The organism is Sorangium sp. KYC3313, from assembly GCF_052075895.1.
Classification (GTDB): domain Bacteria; phylum Myxococcota_A; class Polyangia; order Polyangiales; family Polyangiaceae; genus Sorangium; species Sorangium cellulosum_B.
This window is the reverse complement of sequence record NZ_CP197255.1, coordinates 4,300,150-4,323,520: the sequence shown is the minus strand read 5'-3', so window position 1 is coordinate 4,323,520 and position 23,371 is coordinate 4,300,150. Positions and strand designations below refer to the sequence as shown.

Sequence of the window (23,371 nt, the reverse complement as noted above, 5' to 3'; positions counted from 1 at the left end):
ATGAGCTCTCTCGATGGCAAGATCGTCGTGATCACGGGCGCCAGCTCGGGCGTCGGCGCGGCGGCAGCCCGAGAGCTGCGGCGCCGGGGCGCAAGCGTCGTCCCCGTCGGGCGCTCGCCGCAGAAGACCGCGGCCCTCTGCGCCGAGCTCGGCGTGCGCGGCCACTCGGTCGATTTCACCCGCCTCGACGAGGTGCGGCGCCTCGCCCACGACCTCCTCAGCACGTTGCCGCGCATCGACGTGCTCGCCGCAAACGCCGGCGGGATCCCCGCCGATAGGCAACCCACCAGCTCGGGTATCGAGCCCATCTTCCAGGTAAACACCCTCGGCCCGTGGCTGCTGATGCGCCTGCTCGCGCCGCGCCTGACGGGCGGCAGGGTCATCGCCACGTCCTCGCGCTCCCACACCGGGGCTACGCTGTCCTCCGACACCCTCGCCCGCATTTCAACCAGCACGGCGGGACTGGGGCCTCACAAGGTCTACGCGCGCGCCAAGCTGGCGTCGGGGATCCTCCTGCGCGAATTCGGCCGGCGACACCCGCAGGTGGTGGTCGCGGACTTCCACCCCGGCATCATCGCCTCCGACTTCGGCCGCTACATGGGCGCCGCTGGCGCCGCCCTGAAGGTCCTCGCCGCGCCGTTCCTCGACACGCCGGCCCAGGGCGCGCAGCGCCTCGTGCATCTGGCGATGGGCGAGCATGACATCCACGGCAAGTACTTCGTGAGCAACCAGCCCGCGGCGGGCTCTCCCCTGCTGAACGACTGCACCCTGGGGATCGAGCTATGGACGCTCGCCGAGCGCCTGGCCGGCCGGTAGATACCGACGCAACTGGCGCCTGCCACGCCGGCCCGCGCACGTGACGCGCATTGCTCTTGACCATCATCTGACCATCCGCGGCGGCGCCTGAAACTCGGGACGGACCGGACACGGTCGTTCGTGCTCTGCCAGCCCTTTCGCCGCTCCGCGGTCAGCGCGTCGAGATCATCGCGCTCGGCGAGGCGCAGCCGCAGGCATCCGTCGCCCCGGTTGCAGGTGGCTTGCGTGGACAAATCCAGATCAAAGACGACTTCGACGCCCCTCTTCCTGACGACGTTCGGCGAGCATTCGAGGGAGACGGGCCTTGAAGTGGCTTCTCGATACGCACGTCGTGGTCTGGTTTGCCGCTCAGCCCGAGCGCCTGAGGTCGGAGGTCGAGGATGCGCTCCCGCACGTCGGCGGGGAGCTCCAGGCTGCGGGCCTCAAGTGGGGCCGTCGATGCCGGCCGCCGCTGGATCAACCGGGGAGCGCGGCGGTCAGGTCCAGCTCGACCAGCTGACCGGTGAAGCCGAGCGAAGCGACCCCGAGCAGGGTGCTGGCCGCACCAAAGGCCGGGCCGAGCGCCGAGTCGTTCAGTCGCTGCCACACCGCGCCCAGCACCTGGTCGTCGTCGCTGACCACGTAAATCACCGAGCGCACCACGTCGGCGGGCTGCGCCCCGGCCGCGTTCAGGACGGCCAGCGCGTTCGCTGCCACCTGGTCGGCCTGCGCGAGGTAGTCGCCCGCGCCGACCACGTTGCCGTCGAGGTCGAGTGGGCACTGGCCGGCGAGGAAGGCCAGCCGACCGGCCTCGACGATTGTAACGTGGTGATAACCGGGAGTTTGGTGGACGTCGGGCGGGTTGATCTTGACCAAGCGCATTGAGGGGGAAGGAAAAGCAACACAATTCGAGGATGTCAAGGTCCGTGCGCGTTGTTGGCTGTGAAGGCGCACGAGGAACTCAGGGCAACCGATCACGCAGGTCCCACGTCGAGCCCCAGATCACCGAGCGGCATACGCGGCCGCGGAGAGGAGGGGTAGAGGGCTTCGTCGTGCTCATCGGCCGCAACGCGGCGAAGAGCGCGAGGTGCGGCTGTCTCGCGGGCTGCTCCTCGCGGACTTCTCAGCCCTGCCAGAGAAGGCTGCGATCAGGCGGTCGAGGGCTTGCCGGTGTTGAAGCCAGTTGAGCGTCGAAGGCTCGCTTGTAGGCGGGCCGCGCTTCGCCGCGGGCGACATAAGCGGCCAGGTTTGGGTACTCGTCCAGGATGCCCGACAACCTCAACCTGAGCAGCACCGACACCATCATCAAGTCGCCAGCGCTGAAGGCACCATCGAGCCAGCCGGCGTCGCCCAGGCGAACGGAAAGCTGGCCGAGCCGAGCGCGGAGGCGAGCCTCGACCAGAGGCAGGCGCTCCGCATACCAGGGCTTGTCGCCCTCCAGGATCCTGGCGGTGACGAGCTCGCGCATCTTCCTGGGAGCAGGCGCCGTGGATGGCGTGCGTATCCTGCGGCCCGAGACTCTCGCCTTGATGACCTCCAACCGTCTCACGGAGCAGCAGCGCGCCACGGCTGAAGTGGGAGGCATGCCGCTCTTCCGGGGCGGTCACGGGTTCGGGATGGGCGTCGCCGTGGTGCTCGATCCGAAGAAGGCCGAGCCCACGGCATCCCCGCGGCCAAGCGCCAAGATGTAAGACCGTTCACGCGCCGGAGCGCTCGACCTCCTTGTCCGTGCTGCACCGAGCAGCCGCCCGATGGTCTCGTGGGCAGCAGGAGCTGCGCGCGGTGACGGAGGCGGCCGCGCTCTCCGGGCGGGGAGCTCGGCGAGCTCCTTCGCCGCGAGGGGCTGCACGAGGCGCAGCTCGGCGAGCGGCGCAAGGCCGCGCCCATGGAGCTGCCGGAGCAGGGCGCGAAGATTTTTTTCGAGCGACCGATGATTTCTCCGCGGGCGGGGGGTCCATGGAGCCGAAGGAGGACAATTTCATGTCCCACAAGCTCTTCGTCAGCCTGCCCATCAAGAACCTCGATCGCACCGTGGCGTTCTTCAAGGCCCTCGGCCTCACGTTCAACCCGAAGGTCACGGGCGACCAGGCCGCCTGCATGCTCATCGGCGAGCACGCCTACGCGATGCTGCTCGTCGAGCCGTTCTTCAAGACGCTCACCAAGAAGGAGATCTGCGACACCGCAACGCACGTGGAGGGGGCCTTCGGGCTCTCGTGCGCGAGCCGCGCCGAGGTGGACGCGATGGTGGCGAAGGCGCTCGCCGGCGGCGGCAAGGAGGCGGGGCCGCCGGAGGACCACGGGTTCATGTACAGCCGGAGCTTCGAGGACCTCGACGGGCACCACTGGGAGGTGGTGTGGATGGATCCAACGGCCGGGCAGTAAGCCGCACGGCTCTCGGCGACCCCGGCGAGAGCTGCAACGGGCCTCGCCCGTGGCGTTCGTCGGCCGGTCACGACGCGCCTTGAGCGCCCTCGGCGCAAGTTGCGCAAGGATCGCTCAATCCGCCGCTCCCCGGCGCGCGCCAGCGCCGCGCGTCGCCGGGGGAGCACGCGCGTCGCCGCGTGGTCTCCTCCTTGCAATGCCCCCCGGCGCGACGGCGGCTCGGTCATCGCCGCAGCCATCGCGCCCTCTCTGTGCCTCTCGCCTTGCAAGAAGGAGCTACCCATGATTCAGCAGATTCGCTTGGTCCTCGCCTCGCTCGTCGCCTCCGCCGTCATCGGCGGTTGCGTGATGAGCGCCGATCCTGCCGGAGAGGCTCTCGCCGGAGAGGAGGGCGAGCTGGTGCAGTCAGCGCAGCAGCCGCTGCCGTCGAGCGGCTACTTCCGCACGTACTACAGCGACGCGTCCTACACGACGGTCGTGGGCTGGGTGAACTGGGAGTGCGACCCCAATTACCGGGAGGCCGACGGCGAGACATCGCGTTATTACAAGCAGCGCCGCTTCGACTGCCCCACGTTCGACAATCCCTTGCTCCCCGCGTGCGATCTCTGCAACACCTACACGACCTCGGAAGGGTACACCTTCACGAACTGTAGCCTCATCGCCTGCCCGCGGAATCCCTGGTGATCCCCGCCGCGCACCGCGTCGCGTCGACGCCCGGCGCTCCACAAGTCCCTCGTACAGCACCAGGGCACACGTGACCCTCAGACCGGAGAGCGCCGGCGGCCTCCCGGGAGGATTCCAATCCTCGCCGCACGCCGGCCGATCGGCGCTCCAGAGCAGCGCGTCGCCGGCGACGTAGCGGCCGCTCGCCGCCTCGAAGCGCGCCACGCCCACGCCTCGCCGGCGCACACCCAACACAACACCTCGTCGGCGCCGCCTCGTTCGCCGCGAACAGAGCCACCGCCTCTCCCCGGCGCTCGCCGGAGCGAGCCCCTCGGCGAGCTCGGGCCACGCGCTCTCGAGCTCCGCGTGCCGCTCAAGAAGCAACGCAAGAATCATGCCTTATTTCCCCGACGCGTCCAGGCAGCCCGATCCGCGCGCTTGACAATCAATAAGCCACGGCTTATACGTCGTGGATGCAGAGCGCGGCCGTGATCGAAGACAGGATCTTCCAGGCGCTGGCGGACCCCAGCCGCCGGGCGATCTTCGAGTCGCTCACGCGTGGCGAAGCGGCCGTGAAGGACCTCACGGCGCGCTTCGACATCTCGCAGCCGGCGATCTCGCAGCACCTCGCCACGTTGAAGGACGCCGGCCTCGTGAGCGGCCGGCGCGAGGGGCGCTGCGTCTACTACCGGGTGGAGCCGCGCGGGCTGAAACCGCTCGTCGACTGGATCACGCACTACCGCGCCTTCTGGATGGAGCGCGTCGATCGCCTAGAACAACTGCTGGAGAAAATGGACGAATGAACCCCACCGACACGACCGCAGAATCGCAAACCGAATCCATTTCGTTCGAGTTCGATTTGAAGCATGCGCCGGAGAAGGTGTGGCGCGCGCTCACCGAACCGGCGCTGCTCGCGGAGTGGCTCCTGCCCACCATCGGCCTCCAGCTCGAGCCGGGGGCGGCGTTCACGCTCAAGACGCAGCCGTACCCCGGCTGGGACGGCACCGTGAATTGCCGGTTCGTCGAGATCGAAGCGCATCGGAAGCTCAGCTACACGTGGAGCGTCCCCTTCCTGGAGACCGTCGTGACCTTCACGCTCACGCCCACGGCGTCGGGCACGCGCCTGTCCCTCGTGCAATCGGGCTTCAAGCCTGACCAAAAGCAGAACTTCGGCGGCGCGCGCTACGGCTGGAAGATGATGGGCGGGAAGCTCGTCGACCTGCTCGAGAGGATCTCATGAGCCGGGCGAGGCTCGTGGCCTACTGGGTGACCACAGGCCTTGTCGCGTCGTCCATGGTCTCGGGCGGCGTGGCCCACGTCCTCCACGCCCCAGCGAGCGTCGACGGCTTCGTGCGCCTCGGCTACCCGCTGCACTTCGTCACGCTCCTCGGCATCTGGAAGATCCTCGGCGCGCTCGCGCTGCTGGCGCCGAGATTCCCGCGCTTGAAGGAGTGGGCGTACGCGGGCCTCGCCTTCGACCTCACCGGCGCCGCCTTCGCCTGGGCCGCCGTCGGCGCCAGCGACTCCACGAGCAACGCTGGCCACATCCTCGCGCCGCTCGTGGTCCTCGCGCTGGCGGTGACGTCGTGGGCGCTGCGGCCGGACTCGCGCAGGTTGCCGGAACCCCTTCACACGCCGTCGGTGTTGATGACATGATCGTGAACATGGCCTCCTCCAAGCAGCAAGCCGCAGACAGGCAGCACGCCGCAGACAGGCAGCACGCCGCAGACAGCCACGATTGGATCCGCGTCCAGGGCGCCCGGGAAAACAACCTCAAGGACGTCAGCGTCGAGATCCCCAAGCGGCGGCTGACCGTGTTCACCGGCGTCTCGGGATCGGGCAAGTCGTCGCTGGTGTTCGGCACCATCGCGGCGGAGTCGCAGCGGCTGATCAACGAGACGTACAGCGCGTTCGTGCAGGGGTTCATGCCGACGCTGGCCCGGCCCGAGGTCGACGTGCTGGAAGGGCTGACGACCGCGATCATCGTCGACCAGGAGCGGATGGGCGCGAACTCCCGCTCGACGGTCGGCACCGCGACCGACGCCAACGCGATGCTGCGGGTGCTGTGGAGCCGCCTCGGCAAGCCGCACATCGGCTCGTCCAACGCCTTCTCCTTCAACGTCCCGTCGGTCCGGGGGGTCGGGGCGATCTCGATCGAGAAGGCCGGCGGGAAGAAGACCGAGAAGCGCGAGTTCGTGGTCAACGGAGGCATGTGCCCGAGATGCGAGGGCATGGGCTCCGTCTCCGACTTCGACCTCTCTCAGCTCTACGATGACAGCAAGTCGCTCAACGAGGGCGCGCTCACCATCCCCGGTTACTCGATGGATGGATGGTACGGGCGCATCTTCGGCGGCTGCGGCTTCTTCGACCCGAACAAGCCGATCCGCAAGTTCACGAAGAAGGAGCTCCACGACCTGCTCCACAAGGAGCCGACCAAGATCAAGGTCGACGGCATCAACCTGACCTACGAAGGGCTGATCCCGAAGATCCAGAAGTCGATGCTGTCCAAGGACGTCGACGCGATGCAGCCCCACATCCGGGCGTTCGTGGAGCGCGCGATCAAGTTCTCCACCTGTCCCGAGTGCGGCGGCACGCGGCTCAGCGAGGCTGCCCGGTCCTCGAAGATCAAGGGGATCAACATCGCCGACGCCTGCGCGATGCAGATCAACGACCTGGCCAAGTGGGTGCGCGATCTGAACGAGCCGTCCGTCAAGCCGCTGCTGGCGACGCTGCGGCACACGCTCGACTCGTTCGTCGAGATCGGGCTGGGCTACCTCAGCCTCGACCGGCCGTCGGGCACGCTGTCGGGCGGCGAGGCGCAGCGCACCAAGATGATCGGCCACCTCGGGTCGTCGCTCACCGACGTCACCTACGTCTTCGACGAGCCGACGGTGGGGCTGCACCCCCACGACATCCAGCGGATGAACGAGCTGCTGCTGCGGCTGCGCGACAAGGGCAATACCGTCCTCGTGGTCGAGCACAAGCCGGAGACGATTGCGATCGCCGACCACGTCGTCGACCTCGGCCCCGGCGCCGGCACCGCCGGGGGCGAGGTGGTCTTCACGGGCACCGTCGACGGGCTGCGGGCGAGCGGCACGCTCACCGGGCGTCACCTGAGCGACAGGGTCTCCCTGAAGCGGTCGGTGCGCAAGCCGTCGGGTGTGATGAAGGTGCGCGGGGCCCGCACGCACAACCTGAAGAACGTCGACGTCGACATCCCGCTCGGCGTGCTGGTGGTGGTGACCGGCGTGGCGGGGTCGGGCAAGAGCTCACTCATCCACGGCTCGGTGTCCGGCCGTGACGGGGTGGTGTCGGTCGACCAGACCCCGATCCGTGGCTCCCGGAGGAGCAATCCGGCGACATACACCGATCTGCTGGAGCCGATCCGCAAGGCGTTCGCGAAGGCGAACAACGTGAAGCCTGCCCTGTTCAGCGCCAACTCCGAGGGCGCCTGTCCGACCTGCAACGGCGCCGGGGTGATCTACACCGATCTCGCGATGATGGCCGGCGTCACCACGGTCTGCGAGGACTGCGAGGGCCGGCGGTTCCAGGCGTCGGTGCTGAATTATCGGCTCGGCGGGCTCAACATCGCCGAGGTGCTCGATCTGCCGGTCAAAGATGCGGTCGGCTTCTTCGGCGCTGGCAAGGCGCATACGCCGGCCGCGCACGCGATCCTGCAGCGCATGGCCGACGTGGGGCTCGGTTACCTGCGGCTCGGCCAGCCGCTCACCACGCTGTCGGGCGGCGAGCGGCAGCGGCTCAAGCTCGCGACACACATGGGCGCCGACGGCGGCGTCTATGTGCTCGACGAGCCGACAACCGGGCTGCACCTGGCCGACCTCGAGCAGCTGCTCGGGCTGCTGGACCGGCTGGTCGACTCCGGCAAGTCGGTCATCGTGATCGAGCACCACCAGGCGGTGATGGCGCACGCCGACTGGATCATCGATATCGGGCCGGGCGCGGGCCACGACGGCGGGCGGATCGTGTTCGAAGGCACCCCGGCCGACCTGGTGGCGGCGAAGTCGACGCTGACCGGCGAGCACCTGGCGGCGTTCGTCGGAGGCCAGCCGAAGGCAGCCGGAGCTGCGCGATCTCGCTGAGGAGCCGGCGTTTTTCCGTGGGCGCGCGACGTGCTACAATGCGTGCATGTCGTTCGCTCCGGACATTCTGGTCACCTCCCGCGACGGAACGAGCCGCTCGCTCGTCGTCGAGGTGAAGCTGTCGATCCACGATCTCCAGGCGTCGGAACAACAGCTCAAGGCGTACATGGTGCGCCATGGCTACGCTACCGGGATGCTCGTTACGCCGGACGCAGTGCGCATCTACCGCGATACGTTTGCGAGCTACGAGAAAGGATCGGTGGAGCTGGTCGGGGCGTTCTCGACGGCGGGCATCTTCGAAGCCGGCGTTGCGTCGACGATTCGCGCGATTGAAGAGCCAGGACTGCGCGGGGTTCAATTCGAGGACGAAGTCCAGCGCTGGCTGGAAGGGCTCAAGAATCCATCCAATCTGGCCGCCTTAGCGCCAGACTTGCGTGAGGCCGTCGAGGATCACGTGGTGCCCGCTCTGGAGCAAGGAGAGGTGCGTGCGGCTGGGCCGCGTGCGAGCCTGAGGCGCACCGGGACCTGAACGATGCGGCACGTCTTCGTCGAGACCAATTGGGTCGTGGACTATGCTGCGCCTGCGCATCACAAGAAAAAAGCAGCGGTTGATCTTCTCGACCGTGCAGCCGCGGGAGAGCTCAAGCTTTATCTTCCGTCCATTTGCCTGAACGAGGCACGTCGTCCAATCCAGGAGCTCAAGCCTCGGCATGAAGCAGATGCCATTCGCCAGTTTCTGCGCTGGGGCAAGGCGAACGGAAAAATCTCGATCGACGACGATGCCACTGCGTTACGGGTGCTCAGCATGTTCGAGAGCAGAGTGAAAGAGGAGCTCAAGCAGCTCGACACGACGCTCACGTCGCTGCGCAAGCACCCAGGGCTCGATGTGTTCGCGCTCGACGACGCCATGCTGGAGCGCGCGATCGAGCTGAGCGGCGGCGAGCTCGAGTTCGTCAAGCCGTTCGACCAAGCGATCTTGGCTGCGGTGCTGGTGCGGGCCGAGAGGCTGAAGGCCGCTGGGGCAACAGATCTCTCGTTCTGCGAGCTCAACGGGGATCTCCAGCCGTGGGGGAAGAACGGCGTTTCCAAACCAGCATTGACGAAGCTCTACGACGCCGCCGGGATCTGGGTATACGGTGACTTCGATCTTGCTGCGCCAGTGCGCCCCGCGAGCTAGCCAGCGCCTCCGCGCGAGCTCCCGGAGGAAGAAGCACCGTGCAGGGCTGGACGCGAGGACGGCTCTCATCAGGCTGACCGCGCCGAGAGCGCATGCGCCCCCCCGCCAGGCGTCTTATGACTGGCGTGCGACGCGCACCCTGCCGCGAGGCGAGCAAAGCATCCGTTTGAGCATCCAGGGTATTTACCCGTGCTTCGCAGGACGTCCCCCATGCGCCCATCCACGCGCGGGCTCCGCACGATGGCTGGAGCGGGCGGCGTGGTGGAACGACGGCAGGCTCCTGGAGCGCGACGCCCGCTTCGATCCGGCGCATGTGGGGGAGATCCTTGTCGTCCGCCCATTCGCCCGGAAGACCTTCTCCCCGGCGCTGTGCGAGGCGCTCCTTCGATAGTCGCCTTCTGGCTGGTGTCCTGGTACCGAAAATTCCGGTACGACTGAGGGGGAGCCAGCGCGCATCGTTGGGTCTGATCGGAGGTCGACGTGGAGCTACTCGAGAATTTGCTGTGGCTGTGCAGAATCCCCTCGCCGACGGGTGAGGAACGCAACCTGGCCGACGAGCTGATTCAACGGCTCGCGGCGCTCCCCTTGGCTTCACCGCCGCGCCGCTACGGGGACTCCCTGGTCGCACCGCTGACGCGCGGGTCGGGAGGCCCCAAGATTCTGCTCGTCGGGCAGCTCGACGTGGCGACCCCGGGGCAGCGAGGCGAAGCGCGGACGGAGAACAACCGCGTGCTCGGCGCTGGCGCCGCCGAGAAGAGCGGCCTCTGCCTGATGCTCGACCTGGCCGAGCGCCGGCCGCAGGTGCACGCCGAGCTCACCCTCGTGTTTCACGCCCGCGGGGCGTGCGGCTTCGACGCGAGCGAGCTCAGGGTGGTCATGAAGCAGGACGCCGAGCTACGAGGGGCCGACTTCGCCCTGGTGCTCAAGCCCACGGACAACAAGCTTCAGCTCGGCTCGGGAGGCTCCACGCACGCGACGCTGGCGTTTGCAGGCCGCACGGGGCACAGCGGGCTGCCCGGTGCCGGCGTGAACGCGATTCACAAGTTCGCGCGCGTGCTCTCTCAGCTGGCCGCGTTCGAGCCCGTACCCGACGTCGTCGACGGCCTCACCTGGTACGAGATGATGAACGCCACCTCGGCGCACGGGGGCCGCGCCGGCAGCGTCGTGCCAGACCACCTGGAAGTGAACGTGCACCACACGTACGGCCCCAGCACGAGCTCCCATACCTCGCAAGAGCGGCTGATGGCGCTCGTAGACCGCGTGGGGGCCGTCCGGTTCGAGGAGCTCTCCCGTCCGGCGCCGCCGAACCGGAACCACGCGCTCATCGCAGCTCTCGAACAGAGCGGCGTTCAAGGCGTCGAGGCCCGGCAAACCTGGTCGGAAGTGGCAAGCTTCACGACGCTCGGGATCCCGGCGGCGAATTTCGGACCGGGCGCGGAGCGGACGATGCACGCTCTCAACGAGGTGACGGAGCTCTCGGAGCTCGCGCGGGCGCAAACCATCCTCGAGCGCTGGTTCGCCAGGATGACGTGATGCGTTCGTTGCATCGGTGTCGTCGACCCCGGCGAGCGCCGCGAGAGGGGCAATCTCCAGGACGATGGCCGGGCGCATGCGGCCCAGCATCACCCGGCGGGTTGCCCTCCGAAAGACGCGCCTGGCCCGTCATTCGACGGGCCGAGGGCAGCGCTGGCCAGCAGCGCCCATGGCGCGATCGCCGTCGCGGCCGGGCAACAAGCGCCGGAGCCCGTCCTGGAGACTCGCGACGATGGGGACGCCGTCGAAGCCGAGATCGCAGTCGATCAGCAATCTCGCCATCGCCGGCGAGACGCCCGCGATGACGCACTGCGCCCCGAGCAACGAGGAAGCGCGCACCGTGTCGCTGAGGTGACGTGCCCCTTCCGCGTCCACGAAAGGCACGCCGGTGACGTCGATGATCACATGCTCCGCCTGCGTGTCCACGATCGCCTGCAGCAGCACCTCGAGGATGCGAGCGGCGCGCTTGGCGTCGATCTGGCCGATGAGCGGCAGCGCGAGGATGCCGTCCCAGAGCCTGAGCACGGGCGTGGACAGCTCGGTGATGGCGCGCTGCTGCTCCTCGCTCACGCGGAGCTGCTCCGCGAGCCGCTGGGTCCGCTCGGCGACCGCGGCCTCGAGCTGCGCCGTCTGGACCCGCAGCTCGTCCTCGGACCGCTTGAGCTCGCCGACGTCCACGTGGATCTGCAGCACCTCGCGCACGTTGCCCGCACCGTCGCTGATGGGATGGAGCGAGGAGGCCACCCAGCGGGCCACTCCCTTCTGGAGCGTGTCTGCCTGGACCGGATCGTAGCGAATGGTGGGCAACGCCGTGGCCTCGCCCCGCCAGAACGCCTGCTCGACGAGGGGCATCGACCCATTGGCGGATACCTGCTCGTCCTTCAGCAACCGCCACCCGGCGAGATCCCCGATGCGCAAGCTCCAGAGCTGCTCCCAACGACGATTCACCTCGAGCACGCGGCTCTCGCCATCGTAGATCATCATGCTCACGATGCCCCCGTCGAGCAGGGCCTTGTAACGGCGCGCGGGGGCCTCCAGCTCGGCGACGCGTCGGCGCAGCGTATCGATCTCACGCTCGAGCTCGGTGATCGTCGGAGTTGTCTTCTGTTCCATGTTCTTTCGATCCGCATGCTCGTGACGAGCATCCTCCCCGGAAAAAACGACCCTGGTGTGAGCTGGGTCGCTTCCAACAAGCGCGGTACAGGCGAATTGAGGATACTACGACGGCCTGCGCCGCCAGGGGGCGCACAGCGTTGTATCTCCTGTCGCGGCGAGCTTCAACCCGGCGGACGTCCGAAGGATGAGGCGCTCACTTGCATCGCTGATCACGGTGGCGCGGCGGATCCGACTGTCCAGCTCGGTGAGGTCCGGCCAGGTTCCCGGGCTCGTCTCACCATGGGATTGCCGATGATCGCCTCGACCCGGGTCGGATTGTCGGTTGTCGGCTCAACCTGGGTCGGGTTCACAGGCCCGATCGGGTCCGGCTCAGGGCGACCCCTGCTTCGCGCACGGGTCCGTCGCCGCGGCCGCGCTGCGGCCCGCCCAGAGACGAGCGAGAGGGCTCATCGGGTCGACCGCGCCCGCGCCGGCGAGCGCCGCCCACGTCAGGATGGGGCCATCGCCCTCGAGCACGCGCAGCGGCGGCGGATATCCGGTCGCGGCGAGCTTCAGCCCGGCGGGCGTCGGCAGGAGGAGCAGATCCGGGTTGTCGAGGCTCACGCGCTCCCGCAGCAGCTCGAGCACGGTCGCGTCGCCGCCGGCCAGCGGCGCGAGGCAGCGCTCCAGCAAGGGCCGTAGCGCCTTCTTCGACGCGGCAGACCGGTCGAGCAGCTGGGTCACGGGCGCGCCGGTGCGCGCGTCGAGCACCTGCCAGCGCTCGGGCCCAGGGTCCCAGGGGTGCGTGCCGCCCTCGTACCGCATCGCATCGTGGGAGCGGACCGCGAGCAGGCCCTTCTCGTTGAGGGAGATCTCGAAGGTGCGCGAGGCGGCCATTCGCTCGCCCGTCTTGCACGCGCGCAGACTGGCCTCGTCCCCCTGCCCGAACACCCACGCGCCGCTCTCGAGCGCGCGGTTGAGGGCCGCCTCGCTCTTCGCCGTCGCGGCGCCGAAGATCTCGGGCCACGCGAGCTCCTCGCTGCACGCCTCGCCAGGCTCGAAGGGGATCCCGATCCCCTCGGACGGGCCATCGGGGTTCGGCTGCGGCGGGAAGCGGCGCGCCCTCTTCTTCGTGGCCACGAGCAGCACATCGCGGGCGCCCACCGAGGCGAGGTCGAACGGCAGCGAGGCGCCCCGCGGGCTCGTCCACGTCCCGACGAGGTGGCCGTCCGCCCGGCAGGTGCCCGCGAACTGACCCGTCGGACGCGCCGGGTTGCCCTCGACAAGCGCGATGTCGCCAGCGTCGGTGACCGTCCCGGCCAGCGGGATGTCGACGCCGACGTGGGCATAGAAGTAACGGCCCCGCACGGTCCCTCCGTCGCGCGCGATCCGCGCGAAGACCTCGAGCTTCGGCCCGATCGTGCCGTGGAAGCCGCGCTCCAGCGCGCAGGCGCTCTGCGGCGCCGGCGCGGCGCTCGCGGCAGGCGCGGGCACGACGCCCGCGGCGGGCGCCGACGGAGACGGCGCCGCGGGGGCCGCCTTGGCCACGGCGGGCGCGGCGCCCGCTGCAGGCGAGGGCGCGGCCGCAGGGCCGCACGCCGGCAGAGCGAGGACCAGCGGCAGGAACGCTCGATGTCGCATGGACAGCCATTGTGCAGAACAGGACTCGACAAATCCCCTCATTTCGTTGGAATTTTAGCGGAAATTGAACAGGGAGGCGGGGAGACAGGGAGATTGATGGGATTTCTCTCCCCGACTCCCCGACTCCCTGTGAATTTTCTCGAAAAATTAGGGACCGTGGACGACGCCCGCATTCGGCCGCCCACGGCGAGGTCGAATGGCAGCGATCCGCGCCCTCAGGCCGGCCTGAAGCGGAGCGGGAGCGACACGGGGCCACGCACGGTGAGCGTGCGGTTGTAGGGGATCTCGCCGGGCGCGCGGGTCACCTCGCCGATCCTCGGGAGCAGCACCTCGAGCGCGACCTTCGCCTCCATCCGGGCCAGCGCCGCGCCAAGACAGAAGTGCGCGCCGTGCCCGAACGTCAGGCTCGGCTGCCCGCGGTGCGGATCGAACCGATCGGGATCCGTGAAGCGCAGCTCGTCGCGGTTCGCCGAGCCGACCAGCGCCAGCACGAGCGAGCCCGCGGGGATCGTCACGCCGGCCAGCGCGACGTCCGACGTCGTGAGCCGGGGGACGGACTGGGTCGGGCCGTCATAACGCATCATCTCCTCGATGAACCTCGGGATGAGCTGCGGCGAGGCGCGCAGCCGCTCGAGCTCCGCGGGGCGCTCCGCGAGCAGGAGCATCGAGCTGCCGAGGAAGTGGGTCGTGGTCTCGAGGCCGCCGCCGAGGATGCTGACGAGCAGATCGATGATCTCGCGGTCGCCGAGGGGCTCGCCGGCGCGGGCGAGCTCGCTCACGAGGTCGTCGGAGGGCGAGCGCCTGCGGGCCGCGATGACGTCGGCCATGTACCGATCGAGCTCCGCGATCGTGGCGCGGACGCGGGCGGCGTGCTCGGCGCTCGCCGGCTCGGGCGTCACGGACAGGAGGTCGTCCATCCACCGCTTGAAGTGCGGCTCGAGCGCGTGATCCAGGCCGAGCAGCTCGCTGATCACGAACGCCGGCAGCGGCGCCGCGGCCGCGGCGATGAAGTCGACCTCGCCGTCGAGGCGGCCCGCGAGCCGCTCGCACAGATCCCGGGCCCGCTGCTCGATGCGCGCGATCGCCGGCGCCCCGAACGCCCGGCTCACCAGGCCGCGGAGCCGCGCGTGATCCGGGCCATCCATGGCCAGGATCGAGCTCGCGAGCGGGTTGTGCCCCACCCACGCCGGCTGCCAGGCGGCCCGGAACCCCTGGGACGAGAACCGCTCCGGGCTCCGCAGGACCGCTGCGACATCGGCGTACCGGCTCACCGCCCACATCCCGCCGGGATCTACCTGGCAGACCGGCGCCTCGCGGCGCATCGCTGCGTACGGCGTATAAGGATCCGCCCGGAAGGCGGGTGTCATGATGTCCACGCGCTCGCTCATGCGAAGAGACCTCCCGCGACGGCCCCGAGCACACGCCGGGCCCGCGCGGGAGAGGCCGCTTTCCACGGGAGATCCGGGGCTCGTCCGTGGCGCCTCGCGAGCCCGCCGGTCAGGGTGACCGGTCGCTCCTGTCGCCCTGAAAGGTCGTCCCATGCGCGCAGCCGATCTCGACATCCGGAAGCTGCTCGACGTCGACGCGCGCGGCGGCGTCGTCCGCTTCGCCGGGGAGCGCGCGGTCATCCTCGACGCCGGGGCGCTCGGGACGCTGCGCGAGGAGCTCGTCCGGCTCGCGGGGTACGCGGGGGCGCGCGCCGTGCTCACGCGCTTCGGCGTCGAGCACGGCGCCAGGATGGCGGAGGCGATGACGTCCCGGCTCGCCTGGGACAGCGAGGCCGAGCTGCACGGCGCAGGCGCCCTGCTCCACACGCTGCAAGGCTTCATCCGGCTCGCCCCCGGGGACACGACGCCCCTCGCCTCGCGCGGCGCCACGCTCCTCTCGTCGTACGAGGCCGAGCAGCACCTCCTGCACCTCGGCCGCGCGGACGAGCCGGTCTGCTGGATGCTCGCCGGCATCGCGAGCGGCTACATGACCCGGGCGACGGGCGAGGCGGTCTACGTCATCGAGGATCGGTGCATCGCCCGAGGCGACGACGTCTGCCACTTCCAGGGACGGACGCGCGCCGCGTGGGGCGGCGCGCTCGAGGAGCACCTGCCGTTCTTCCGCGAGAGCGCGCTCGACCCGTCGCTCGGCGAGGCCGCGCAGCCCGCGCCGCTGCGGAGGGCGACGGGGCGCGCGCTCGGCGCGAGGGCGAGCGCCCTGCCCCTCGCCGCGCCGCGGGGCGAGCCGCCGACCCCGCTCGTCGCGGAGAGCCCGGCGATGCAGCGGGCCCTCGACCGCGCGCGGCGGGTCGCGCCGGTGGACTCGACGATCCTGCTCACGGGCGAGAGCGGCGCCGGGAAAGAGCGGGTGGCGCGGCTCATCCACGGCGCGTCGACGCGCGCCGCGGGCCCGTTCGTCGCGGTCAACTGCGCGGCGATCACCGAGACGCTGCTGGAGAGCGAGCTCTTCGGGCACGCGCGCGGCGCGTTCACCGGCGCGACCCACGACCGCGCCGGACTGTTCGAGGCGGCGCGCGGGGGCACGCTGCTGCTCGACGAGGTCGGCGAGGCCCCGCCCGGGGTGCAGGCGAAGGTCCTCCGCGCGCTCCAGGAGCGGCAGGTGCGCCGCGTCGGCGAGAACGCGAGCCGCCCCGTCGACGCCCGGATCCTCGCGGCGACGAACCGCGATCTCGCGGCCGACGTCGCGGCGGGCCGCTTCCGGCGGGACCTCTACTACCGGTTGCGGGTCATCGAGATCCGCCTTCCGCCGCTCCGCGAGCGCCGGGAGGACATCCTGCCGCTCGCGCGGGCGCTGCTCGGGGCGGCGTCGCGACGGCTCGATCGCCCCGTCGCGCGCTTCACGCCGGAGGCCGAAGGCGCGCTGGAGCGCCACGGGTGGCCCGGCAATGTGCGCGAGCTGGAGAACGCCGTGGAGCACGCGGTCGCCCTGGCGCAGGGAGGCGCCGCCGATCTGGAGGACCTTCCGGACGACGTCCGCGGCGCCGTGCCGGCCGGCGGCGAGGCGGGCGAGCAGCCGGCCGCGCGGACGCTGGAGGGCGTCGAGCGGCGAGCGATCCTCGCGGCGCTCGAGCGGCACGGCGGCAACCAGGCCCGCGCCGCCGCGGAGCTCGGGATCGGCGCGTCGACGCTCTACCGGAAGCTCAGGAGGTACGCCCGCGGCAAGGGATAGTGGTGGGCGAGGTGTCCCCCCGACGACAACCGGGCCCCGCCGGTGCCGGAACCCGGAAAACCACGGCGCCTGGATCTCCGTCCGTGAGAAGCGCCACGACCACGCACATCGGTACTTGACTAGGGCGACGTCGGTTGGTACTCCTCCGCCCCCATCGACGGAGACGACCTCCAAGGATGTCCCGGCGTGCTCAGCCTCCTCGCTGACATGCGCACAGGAATGAGATTTCCTGATCGATGGGATCGCCGTTTGCGGGAGTAACTCAGTGGTAGAGTGCAACCTTGCCAAGGTTGACGTCGCGGGTTCAAATCCCGTCTCCCGCTCCACGACATAGACGCTGCAACACCGGACGCCGCTGAGCACCGCTCCGCGGCCCCGTGACGCGTCAATCAACGCCCTCGCCCAGCGCGAGGAGGGCGAAGCTCGCCAGCCAGTGCTCGCCCATGTAGTCGCCGGCGACGTGCGGCAGGCTGGCGTCGAGGTGCCGCTCCGCCGCGTCGAGGGCGCGGGCGCGGACCGCGTCCCCTTCGGGCAGCGCCGCGGCGAGCGAGCGCCAGCACCAGGCGCGGCTCAGGTTGAGCCCGTCGAGGTGGGCGATCTTGCCGTCGCTGCGATCGCTGACCGTCGCGGGCTCGAACAGGGTCGCTGGCTCGCCGCGCGCCGCCCGCGGCAGGAACCGCGCGAACCAGCCGCGGAACTCCGGTCCGGGCAGGGCCCGGCGCATGCACTCGGCCTCCACGAGGGCGGGCGAGAGGAAATCGTCCTGCGAGGGCTCCCACGCCTGGCAGTCCGCGTCGCGGCCGTACCAGGCGCGCGCGGCCTCGGCGCAGCGCAGCGACAGCCGCTCATCGCGCTTCACGGCGGCGTACTCCTGCGCGAGCGCGAGCGCGAAGGCGCTGTTCGTGTGCGCGCCGGCGCGGACCGGATACGTGGCCCTGGGCAGGTACTCGAGGAGCCGCCCGGCGAACGCGTCACCGAGCGGGGCCAGCGCGGCCGCCCAGCGCCGCCCCTCCTCGGTCTCGTACCGCGAGAGCTCGGCCGCCAGCATCAGCAGCCACGCCCACCCGTAAGGCCGCTCGAAGCCGCGGCTCGACGGCCGCTGCAGATAGGCCAGCTCGCCGGCGACCTTCTCGCCCGTGAGCTGCGCGTCGAGCAGCCCGCGGACCGGCGCGGCGCCGGGCACGCCGGGGAAGAGGCGGTGGATCCGCGCGAAGAGCCAGTGGCCATGAACGCACGAGTGCCAGTCGAAGCTGCCGTAGAAGATGGGGTGAAGGTCGCGCGGGCCCTTCACGTCCTCGGGGCCGGCCATGACGTGATCGAGCTTGTTCGGATACTCCCGCGTCACGTGCCCGAGCGCGATGGCGGCGAGACGCGAGGCGATGTCCGGTGTCAGGGCGTGCGTCATGCGATGGCGACCTCAGCGCCGGAAGACGAGCAGGTACATCACGTCAGGGACATCTATCGACGGCAGGGCGAAACGGGGACATCGTGAGCAGCGGCGCGCTGCCCGGCCCGAAGCGCCGTCACAGCCCCAGGCGCCGCAGCGGGAGCTCCCGGGCGCGCGTCTTCGTCAAGGCGAAGACCGCGTTCGCGATCGCGGGCGCGACAGGCGGCACCCCGGGCTCCCCGACGCCCCCGGGCGGGGCGTCGCTCTTCACGATCTCCACGTGGATCCGCGCCGGCACCTCCGGGCTCCGCACCACCGGGTAGTCGCGGAAGTTCGTCTGCTCGACCGCGCCGCCCTTCATCGTGATGGCGCCGTGGAGCGCGATGCTCATCCCGAAGACCACCGCGCCTTCCATCTGCGCGCGCACGCGGTCCAGGTTGATGACCGTGCCGGGGTCCGCGACGAGCCACACCTCGTCGACCTTCACCTTGCCGAGCGCGTCCTTCGAGACCGCGGCGACGACCGCCACGTACGTGAGGAAGCTCCGGTGCGCGGCGAGGCCCAGCGCGCGGCCCGCCTTGCGCGCGGCGTCCCACCCCGAGAGCTCCGTCACCCGCTCGATGACGTGCCGGAGGCGGCCCACGTCGACCGGGTGCTGCTCGATCGACGCCCCGTAGTTCGGGACCTTGTCGACCCCCAGCTCGGCGGGCGTCGCCTTCCGGGCAGGGCCGAGCACCTCGAGCAGCACCTCGCGCGGATCCGCCTGCCGCGCGTGCGCGATCTCGTCGATGAAGCTCTGCACCGCGAAGGCGTGGAAGATGTTGCAGACCGACCGGAGCCACCCGATCCGGACGTGCGCCGGCGCGTCGCACGCCTCGGCGCGGACGTTCGGGGCCGCGAGCGCGAGATCGAGCACGCCGAGGCCGAGCTCGTTGTCGCTCGGGGTCTTCACCTTCGCGTCGAACGTCGACGGGATCGGCGGAAACGCCGTCCGGTGCAGCCACGCCGTCACCTTGCCGCTCGCGTCGAGCCCCGCCGTGAGGCGCTGCGCGCTGACGCTGTGGAAGTAGCCGCTCTGCACGTCGTCCTCGCGGGTCCACTGCACGCGCACCGGCGCGCCCAGCTCGCGCGCGAGCAGCGCCGCCTCGGCGACGTAGTCCGGCTTGGACTTCCGGCCGAAGCCGCCGCCGAGGAACGTCACGTGCACGGTGACCTTGGCCTCGTCGACGCCGAGCGCCCGCGCCACCTCGGTGCGCGCCGCCTGCGGGTTCTGCGTCGGCGCCCACACCTCGCAGCCGCCCGCGTCGACCTTCGCCACGGCCGCGGGCGGCTCCATGGCCACATGCGCGAGGTGAGGCACGTAGTACTCGGCCTCGACCGTGCGCGCCGCCGCCTTGAGCGCCCCGTCGACATCGCCGACCTTGCGCACGACCTTGCCCGGCGCGCGCACCGCGCGCGAGAGCGCCTCGCGGTAGCTCGCCGAGTCGTACGACGCGTTCGCGCCGTGATCCCACACGATCTCCAGCGCCGCGCGGCCGCGCATCGCGGCCCACGTCGTGTCCGCCACGACCGCCACGCCCCCGAGCGGCTGGAACCCCACCCCGCCGCCCTTCGGCGCCGGCAGCTCCACGAGCTTCTTCACGCCCGGGACCGCCAGCGCGCGGGCTCCGTCGTACCGCACGACCTTGCCCCCCACGACCGGCGGGTGCGCGATGACCGCGGTGAGCATGCCGGGCAGGCGCACGTCCGCGCCGAACTGGGCCGCGCCCGTGACGAGGGCCGGGCCGTCGAGCAGCGGGAGCGGGCCGCCGACGCGCTCGAGCTCCGAGGCGGGGCGGAGCGCGACCGACTCCGCGTCGGGCACCGGGAGCTTCGCCGCGTCGGCCACGAGCTCGCGGAAGTCCAGCGAGCGCTTCGACTTCGCGTGGTGGACCGCGTGCTGCTGGGCGACGCACTCCGCGGCGGGGACGCGCCACTTCCGGGCCGCGGCCGCGACGAGCATCGCGCGCGCGGTCGCGCCCACGCGCCGCATCGGCTCGTAGCCGCCGCGCACGCTGCGCGAGCCGTCGGTGTTCTGATCGCCGTAAACCTTGTCGCCGTCGGCTTGCACGATCTTGACCCGCGCCATGTCCGCGCCGAGCTCGTCGGCGACGAGGACCGGCAGCGAGCTGCGGATCCCCTGCCCCATCTCCGACCGGTGGCAGACGATCGACACCGTCCCGTCGGGCGCGATGTGGAGGAACACCCCGGTCCGGAGCCCCGGCTGCGCCTGCGCGCCGCTGGGCGTGGGCGGCACAGCCGGCGCGGGCGGCGCGGCCTCGGCGACCCCGAGCGCGAGCCCGCCCACCGCGAGCCCGAGCCCCGCGAGGAAGGAGCGGCGGAGGAGGACGACCCGTTGCTGTTCCATCTTCACTCCGTGGGAAGGCCGGCGGCCTTGCGGACCGCGGCGCGGATGCGCGTGTACGTGCCGCACCGGCAGATGTTGCCGGCGAGCGACCTGTCGATGTCGTCGTTCGAGGGCCGCGGGTTCTTCCGCAGGAGCGCGGCCGCGCTCATGATCTGCCCCGCCTGGCAGAAGCCGCACTGCGGGACGCCGAGCTCCACCCACGCGCGCTGGAGCGGGTGATCGCCGGCGGGGCTGAGCCCCTCGATCGTCGTCACCGAGCCGCCCGCGGCGCGCTTCACCGGCGTCACGCAGGCGCGCACCGTCTCGCCGTCGAGGTGCACCACGCACGCCCCGCAGAGCGCCTGGCCGCAGCCGTACTTCGTCCCCGTGAGGCCGAGTACGTCGCGCAGCACCCAGAGGAGCGGCATGTCCGGATCCACGTCGAGCTTCTGCTCCGCGCCGTTCACCTTCAGGATGATCATGGTCGGGACTCCTCGGGCGGGCACGCCGCGCCCGCCTTCACCCACGCGTCGACGAGCGCGCCGAAGGCCGCCTGCGAGCCGGGCGCCTTCGTGCGGCCGTGGCCGGGCGCCCACCCCCACGCCACGAGCTCGTCGCGGTTGGAGTGCTCGACGATCTGCGCGAGCGTCTTCTTGCCGTTGCGCGCCGGATCCTTGATCTGCGCGCAGATCGCCGCCGGCGACCGCCCGAGCCACGCCATCTCCGCCGGCGCGAGGTGCCAGCCCGGCGCCCCGGGGACGCGGGCGAGCTCGAGGTTCTGCGCCTGATGGCACGACGTGCACTCCATCGCCGCCACCCCGCGATCGTTCGGACCGCGCTCGGCCGGCGGGCTGTGGCGCTCGCCGGCGTCGCCCTGGCGCGGGACGCCGTCGTGAGGGTGGCAGTTCACGCAGCGCGGGTGGAGCAGCACCTTGCTCGCCTCGAGGAAGAGCGAGGCCGCGCGCGCGTCGTCGTCCCGGATCGCCGCGAACGCCTCCGGACTGCGGAGCTCGCCCGGGGCGACGGGCGGAAGAATGACCGGCCTGGGCGCCTCCGCGGGACGCGAGTCGCACGCCGCGGCGAGGAGGCCGACGCCAGCCAGCAGGGAACAGAGGAGGAGAGGCTGCATCGCCGGGCCTACCCTGGTGACTCGGCGCGCGGACGACAAGCCCTGATTCGACCTGCGCCCTCGGCGCGTCCCCCGCCGCGTCCACTGACGTCCACTGACAGCGCCGTTCGTGTTACGTCACGGTTTCCGGCGACAGGGCGCCGCGTGGAGCGCGCGCCGACGGAGGCCGTGAACCGTCCGTGAGCCGGTGTCGACAGCGCGCGCCGCAGCCGCGACCGCGCCTGTAGCGAACTGTCACGAGGGCGCTGCGCAGCGCGGCTCCACGCCACGACGGGACACCCCCACGCCGGCGCATGTCCCCGCAACCCTTCGGCCGGAGCGATGGCTCGCGGCGTGCAAGCCAGCTCCGGCATGAGCAAGACGTTAGGAATAGGCGAGGCCACCCAGCCATCGCCCTGCCTGATCGCCCCAGCTGAGGCAGGCTGCCACACCGCGTCGAGCTCGGAGCGCGGGCCGCTGCCGGGGATGCACGTGGGCTCTCAGCTCCGGCTGATCCGCGCGCTCGGCCAGGGAGGGATGGGGAGCGTCTGGCTCGCCGAGCACGTCGCGCTCAGGACCCATGTCGCGGTGAAGTTCCTCCGCGACATGTACATGGACCACCCGCTGGCCGTCGTGCGCCTCCACCGGGAGGCCGAGGCCGCGGCCCGCATCCAGAGCCCGCACGTGGTGCGCGTGTTCGATGTGAGCTTCACCGACCAGGGGGTCCCCTACATCGTGATGGAGCACCTGGAGGGGCAGACGCTGCAAGATCGGGTCGAGCGCCGCCGGCGGCTCTCGCTCGAGGAGACCGTGTCCATCCTCCGCCAGCTCTGCGCCGCGCTGGCCAGGGCGCACGAGGCGGGGATCGTTCACCGCGACATCAAGCCCGAGAACATCTTCCTCGTGGACGGCGAGGGGGAGCCCTTCGTGAAGGTGCTCGACTTCGGCATCGCCAAGAACACCGCCGACGAGGCCGAGCGGCTCACCGTCACGGGCGCCATCCTGGGGACGCCGCACTTCATGTCGCCCGAGCAGATGGCGGGCGGCGCGCGGGTCGGACCGCACAGCGATCTCTGGGCCCTCGGCGTCGTTGCCTACTTCTGCTTGACCGGGCAGATCCCCTTCGGCGGCGCCACCGTCGCCGCGGTGGCCGTGGCGATCGACCGCGGGCCGCCCCCGCCGCCGTCCCGGCTCGCCCCGGATGTGCCGCCCGCGATCGACGCCTGGGTCCTCTCGCTGCTCGAGCCCGACCCGGCGCGCCGCGCCCGGAGCGCGCGCGCCGTCCTCGAGGCGCTGGACGCAGCCGTCGCCGCCCCGCGCGCCGCGCGGCCCGCCCAGACCGAGCTCATGCCCCCGCGCGAGGCCCTCGGCTCGGGCGAGGGCTTCTCGTCGCTCGTGACCACGCTCCTGCCGTTCGGCACGCTGGGCGCGAGCTCGCCCCGGCAGCGGGCGCGGGCGCGCACCTGGGCCCTGGCCGCGGGCGCCGTCATGGGCCTCAGCACCCTGGCGTGGGCGGGGGCCTCCGGCGTCGCCCGGACCGCGCCGGCAGCGCAGACCGCGTCGCTCGCGATGGTCGCCGGCGGCGCGCCCGGGCGCGCCGCCCCCGCCGTCGAGCCCGCGGCCCAGTGCGCGACGAGCGGGCCGCTGCCCGAGGCGCGGGCCGTGGCCACGGCGCCGCAGGTCGAGGCGCAGGCTGCGGCCACGGCGCAGGACGACGCCGGGCCACACCAGGCCGAGGCGCGGGCTGCGGCCACGGCGCAGGCTGCGGCCACGGCGCGGCCTGCGACCCGGGCGGCCGCCGACGCCAGGGTGCCGGCCGTGTCTGGCGCCCGGAGCGCCCTGCCGGCGGCGCTCGCCGCGCCGGCCGCGACGCCGGTCAAGACGGTCGCGACGCGCACGCGCTGGCGCCGCGATCTCGGCTTCTGAC

21 protein-coding genes, 1 tRNA gene and 1 pseudogene are annotated in these 23,371 nt (G+C 71.2%); 14 read left to right on the top strand and 9 right to left on the bottom strand.

What is annotated here, in order from left to right; translation table 11 throughout:
• Entirely contained in the window at positions 1 to 816 is an 816-nt protein-coding gene (locus tag ACSRUE_RS16885; RefSeq protein WP_441291888.1) for an SDR family NAD(P)-dependent oxidoreductase, read from the top strand.
• A 456-nt stretch (positions 817 to 1,272) separates the two neighbouring features.
• Here the strand turns inward: ACSRUE_RS16885 and ACSRUE_RS16880 are convergent, their stop codons facing one another.
• Together ACSRUE_RS16880 and ACSRUE_RS16875 are read right to left on the bottom strand one after the other, a co-directional pair.
• Positions 1,273 to 1,677 (bottom strand): RidA family protein, encoded by a 405-nt coding sequence (locus ACSRUE_RS16880; protein WP_437765205.1) that lies wholly within the window; start codon positions 1,675 to 1,677, stop codon positions 1,273 to 1,275.
• 241 nt (positions 1,678 to 1,918) lie between these two features.
• Positions 1,919 to 2,257 (bottom strand): annotated as a pseudogene (locus ACSRUE_RS16875) (glutathione S-transferase C-terminal domain-containing protein); the annotation flags it as partial.
• Positions 2,258 to 2,324: 67 nt separating this feature from the next.
• Here ACSRUE_RS16875 and ACSRUE_RS16870 point away from each other — a divergent pair.
• From ACSRUE_RS16870 to ACSRUE_RS16825, 10 genes are all read left to right on the top strand, one after another.
• A complete protein-coding gene (locus ACSRUE_RS16870) occupies positions 2,325 to 2,486 on the top strand; it encodes a hypothetical protein (RefSeq protein WP_441291887.1) in 162 nt (53 codons plus the stop codon).
• A gap of 289 nt (positions 2,487 to 2,775) precedes the next feature.
• Positions 2,776 to 3,177, top strand: a complete 402-nt coding sequence (locus ACSRUE_RS16865) for a VOC family protein (RefSeq protein ID WP_437765203.1) — start codon at positions 2,776 to 2,778, stop codon at positions 3,175 to 3,177.
• A 282-nt stretch (positions 3,178 to 3,459) separates the two neighbouring features.
• Positions 3,460 to 3,861: a hypothetical protein gene (locus tag ACSRUE_RS16860; protein WP_441291886.1), complete on the top strand. Its 402-nt coding sequence runs from the start codon at positions 3,460 to 3,462 to the stop codon at positions 3,859 to 3,861.
• Between the two features lie 452 nt (positions 3,862 to 4,313).
• Positions 4,314 to 4,643: an ArsR/SmtB family transcription factor gene (locus ACSRUE_RS16855; protein WP_437765202.1), complete on the top strand. Its 330-nt coding sequence runs from the start codon at positions 4,314 to 4,316 to the stop codon at positions 4,641 to 4,643.
• Positions 4,640 to 5,080, top strand: coding sequence for an SRPBCC family protein (locus ACSRUE_RS16850; protein ID WP_437765201.1), 441 nt, complete (start codon positions 4,640 to 4,642; stop codon positions 5,078 to 5,080). The genes ACSRUE_RS16855 and ACSRUE_RS16850 overlap by 4 nt, the downstream gene beginning before the upstream one ends.
• On the top strand, positions 5,077 to 5,496 hold the full coding sequence (locus tag ACSRUE_RS16845; protein ID WP_437765200.1) for a DoxX family protein: 420 nt from the start codon (positions 5,077 to 5,079) through the stop codon (positions 5,494 to 5,496). Before ACSRUE_RS16850 ends, ACSRUE_RS16845 begins: the two co-directional genes overlap by 4 nt.
• 8 nt (positions 5,497 to 5,504) lie before the next feature.
• The gene (locus tag ACSRUE_RS16840; protein WP_441291885.1) at positions 5,505 to 7,940 is read left to right on the top strand and encodes an ATP-binding cassette domain-containing protein; all 2,436 of its coding nucleotides are present in this window, start codon (positions 5,505 to 5,507) and stop codon (positions 7,938 to 7,940) included.
• A 46-nt stretch (positions 7,941 to 7,986) separates the two neighbouring features.
• Positions 7,987 to 8,469 carry a hypothetical protein gene (locus ACSRUE_RS16835; protein WP_441291884.1) on the top strand — a complete coding sequence of 161 codons (483 nt, stop codon included), beginning with the start codon at positions 7,987 to 7,989 and terminating at the stop codon, positions 8,467 to 8,469.
• Between the two features lie 3 nt (positions 8,470 to 8,472).
• Positions 8,473 to 9,117 carry a hypothetical protein gene (locus tag ACSRUE_RS16830; protein ID WP_441291883.1) on the top strand — a complete coding sequence of 215 codons (645 nt, stop codon included), beginning with the start codon at positions 8,473 to 8,475 and terminating at the stop codon, positions 9,115 to 9,117.
• Between the two features lie 480 nt (positions 9,118 to 9,597).
• On the top strand, positions 9,598 to 10,650 hold the full coding sequence (locus tag ACSRUE_RS16825) for a peptidase dimerization domain-containing protein (RefSeq protein ID WP_441291882.1): 1,053 nt from the start codon (positions 9,598 to 9,600) through the stop codon (positions 10,648 to 10,650).
• Positions 10,651 to 10,779: 129 nt separating this feature from the next.
• On the opposite strand, the gene ACSRUE_RS16820 is transcribed toward ACSRUE_RS16825, so the two are convergent.
• The 3 genes from ACSRUE_RS16820 to ACSRUE_RS16810 form a co-directional block, all read right to left on the bottom strand.
• The gene (locus tag ACSRUE_RS16820; RefSeq protein WP_441291881.1) at positions 10,780 to 11,763 is read right to left on the bottom strand and encodes an STAS domain-containing protein; all 984 of its coding nucleotides are present in this window, start codon (positions 11,761 to 11,763) and stop codon (positions 10,780 to 10,782) included.
• Positions 11,764 to 12,135: 372 nt separating this feature from the next.
• Positions 12,136 to 13,386: a hypothetical protein gene (locus ACSRUE_RS16815; protein ID WP_441291880.1), complete on the bottom strand. Its 1,251-nt coding sequence runs from the start codon at positions 13,384 to 13,386 to the stop codon at positions 12,136 to 12,138.
• Positions 13,387 to 13,601: 215 nt separating this feature from the next.
• Positions 13,602 to 14,774 (bottom strand): cytochrome P450, encoded by a 1,173-nt coding sequence (locus ACSRUE_RS16810; RefSeq protein ID WP_441291879.1) that lies wholly within the window; start codon positions 14,772 to 14,774, stop codon positions 13,602 to 13,604.
• 151 nt (positions 14,775 to 14,925) lie between these two features.
• Here ACSRUE_RS16810 and ACSRUE_RS16805 point away from each other — a divergent pair, with 151 nt between their 5' ends.
• Both ACSRUE_RS16805 and ACSRUE_RS16800 read left to right on the top strand, forming a co-directional pair.
• A complete protein-coding gene (locus ACSRUE_RS16805) occupies positions 14,926 to 16,563 on the top strand; it encodes a sigma 54-interacting transcriptional regulator (RefSeq protein ID WP_441291878.1) in 1,638 nt (545 codons plus the stop codon).
• Between the two features lie 251 nt (positions 16,564 to 16,814).
• Positions 16,815 to 16,889: transfer RNA gene (locus tag ACSRUE_RS16800), tRNA-Gly, on the top strand.
• A 59-nt stretch (positions 16,890 to 16,948) separates the two neighbouring features.
• Here the strand turns inward: ACSRUE_RS16800 and ACSRUE_RS16795 are convergent.
• From ACSRUE_RS16795 to ACSRUE_RS16780, 4 genes are all read right to left on the bottom strand, one after another.
• Positions 16,949 to 17,968: a DUF2891 domain-containing protein gene (locus ACSRUE_RS16795; protein ID WP_441291877.1), complete on the bottom strand. Its 1,020-nt coding sequence runs from the start codon at positions 17,966 to 17,968 to the stop codon at positions 16,949 to 16,951.
• A gap of 118 nt (positions 17,969 to 18,086) precedes the next feature.
• On the bottom strand, positions 18,087 to 20,357 hold the full coding sequence (locus ACSRUE_RS16790; protein ID WP_441291876.1) for a molybdopterin cofactor-binding domain-containing protein: 2,271 nt from the start codon (positions 20,355 to 20,357) through the stop codon (positions 18,087 to 18,089).
• Positions 20,358 to 20,359: 2 nt separating this feature from the next.
• Positions 20,360 to 20,818 carry a (2Fe-2S)-binding protein gene (locus ACSRUE_RS16785; RefSeq protein WP_437765188.1) on the bottom strand — a complete coding sequence of 153 codons (459 nt, stop codon included), beginning with the start codon at positions 20,816 to 20,818 and terminating at the stop codon, positions 20,360 to 20,362.
• Positions 20,815 to 21,465, bottom strand: a complete 651-nt coding sequence (locus ACSRUE_RS16780; RefSeq protein ID WP_441291875.1) for an Isoquinoline 1-oxidoreductase subunit — start codon at positions 21,463 to 21,465, stop codon at positions 20,815 to 20,817. Before ACSRUE_RS16780 ends, ACSRUE_RS16785 begins: the two co-directional genes overlap by 4 nt.
• Positions 21,466 to 21,930: 465 nt before the next feature.
• On the opposite strand from ACSRUE_RS16780, the gene ACSRUE_RS16775 reads away from it, so the two are divergent.
• The gene (locus ACSRUE_RS16775) at positions 21,931 to 23,370 is read left to right on the top strand and encodes a serine/threonine-protein kinase (RefSeq protein WP_441291874.1); all 1,440 of its coding nucleotides are present in this window, start codon (positions 21,931 to 21,933) and stop codon (positions 23,368 to 23,370) included.
• Position 23,371 lies beyond the last annotated feature (1 nt).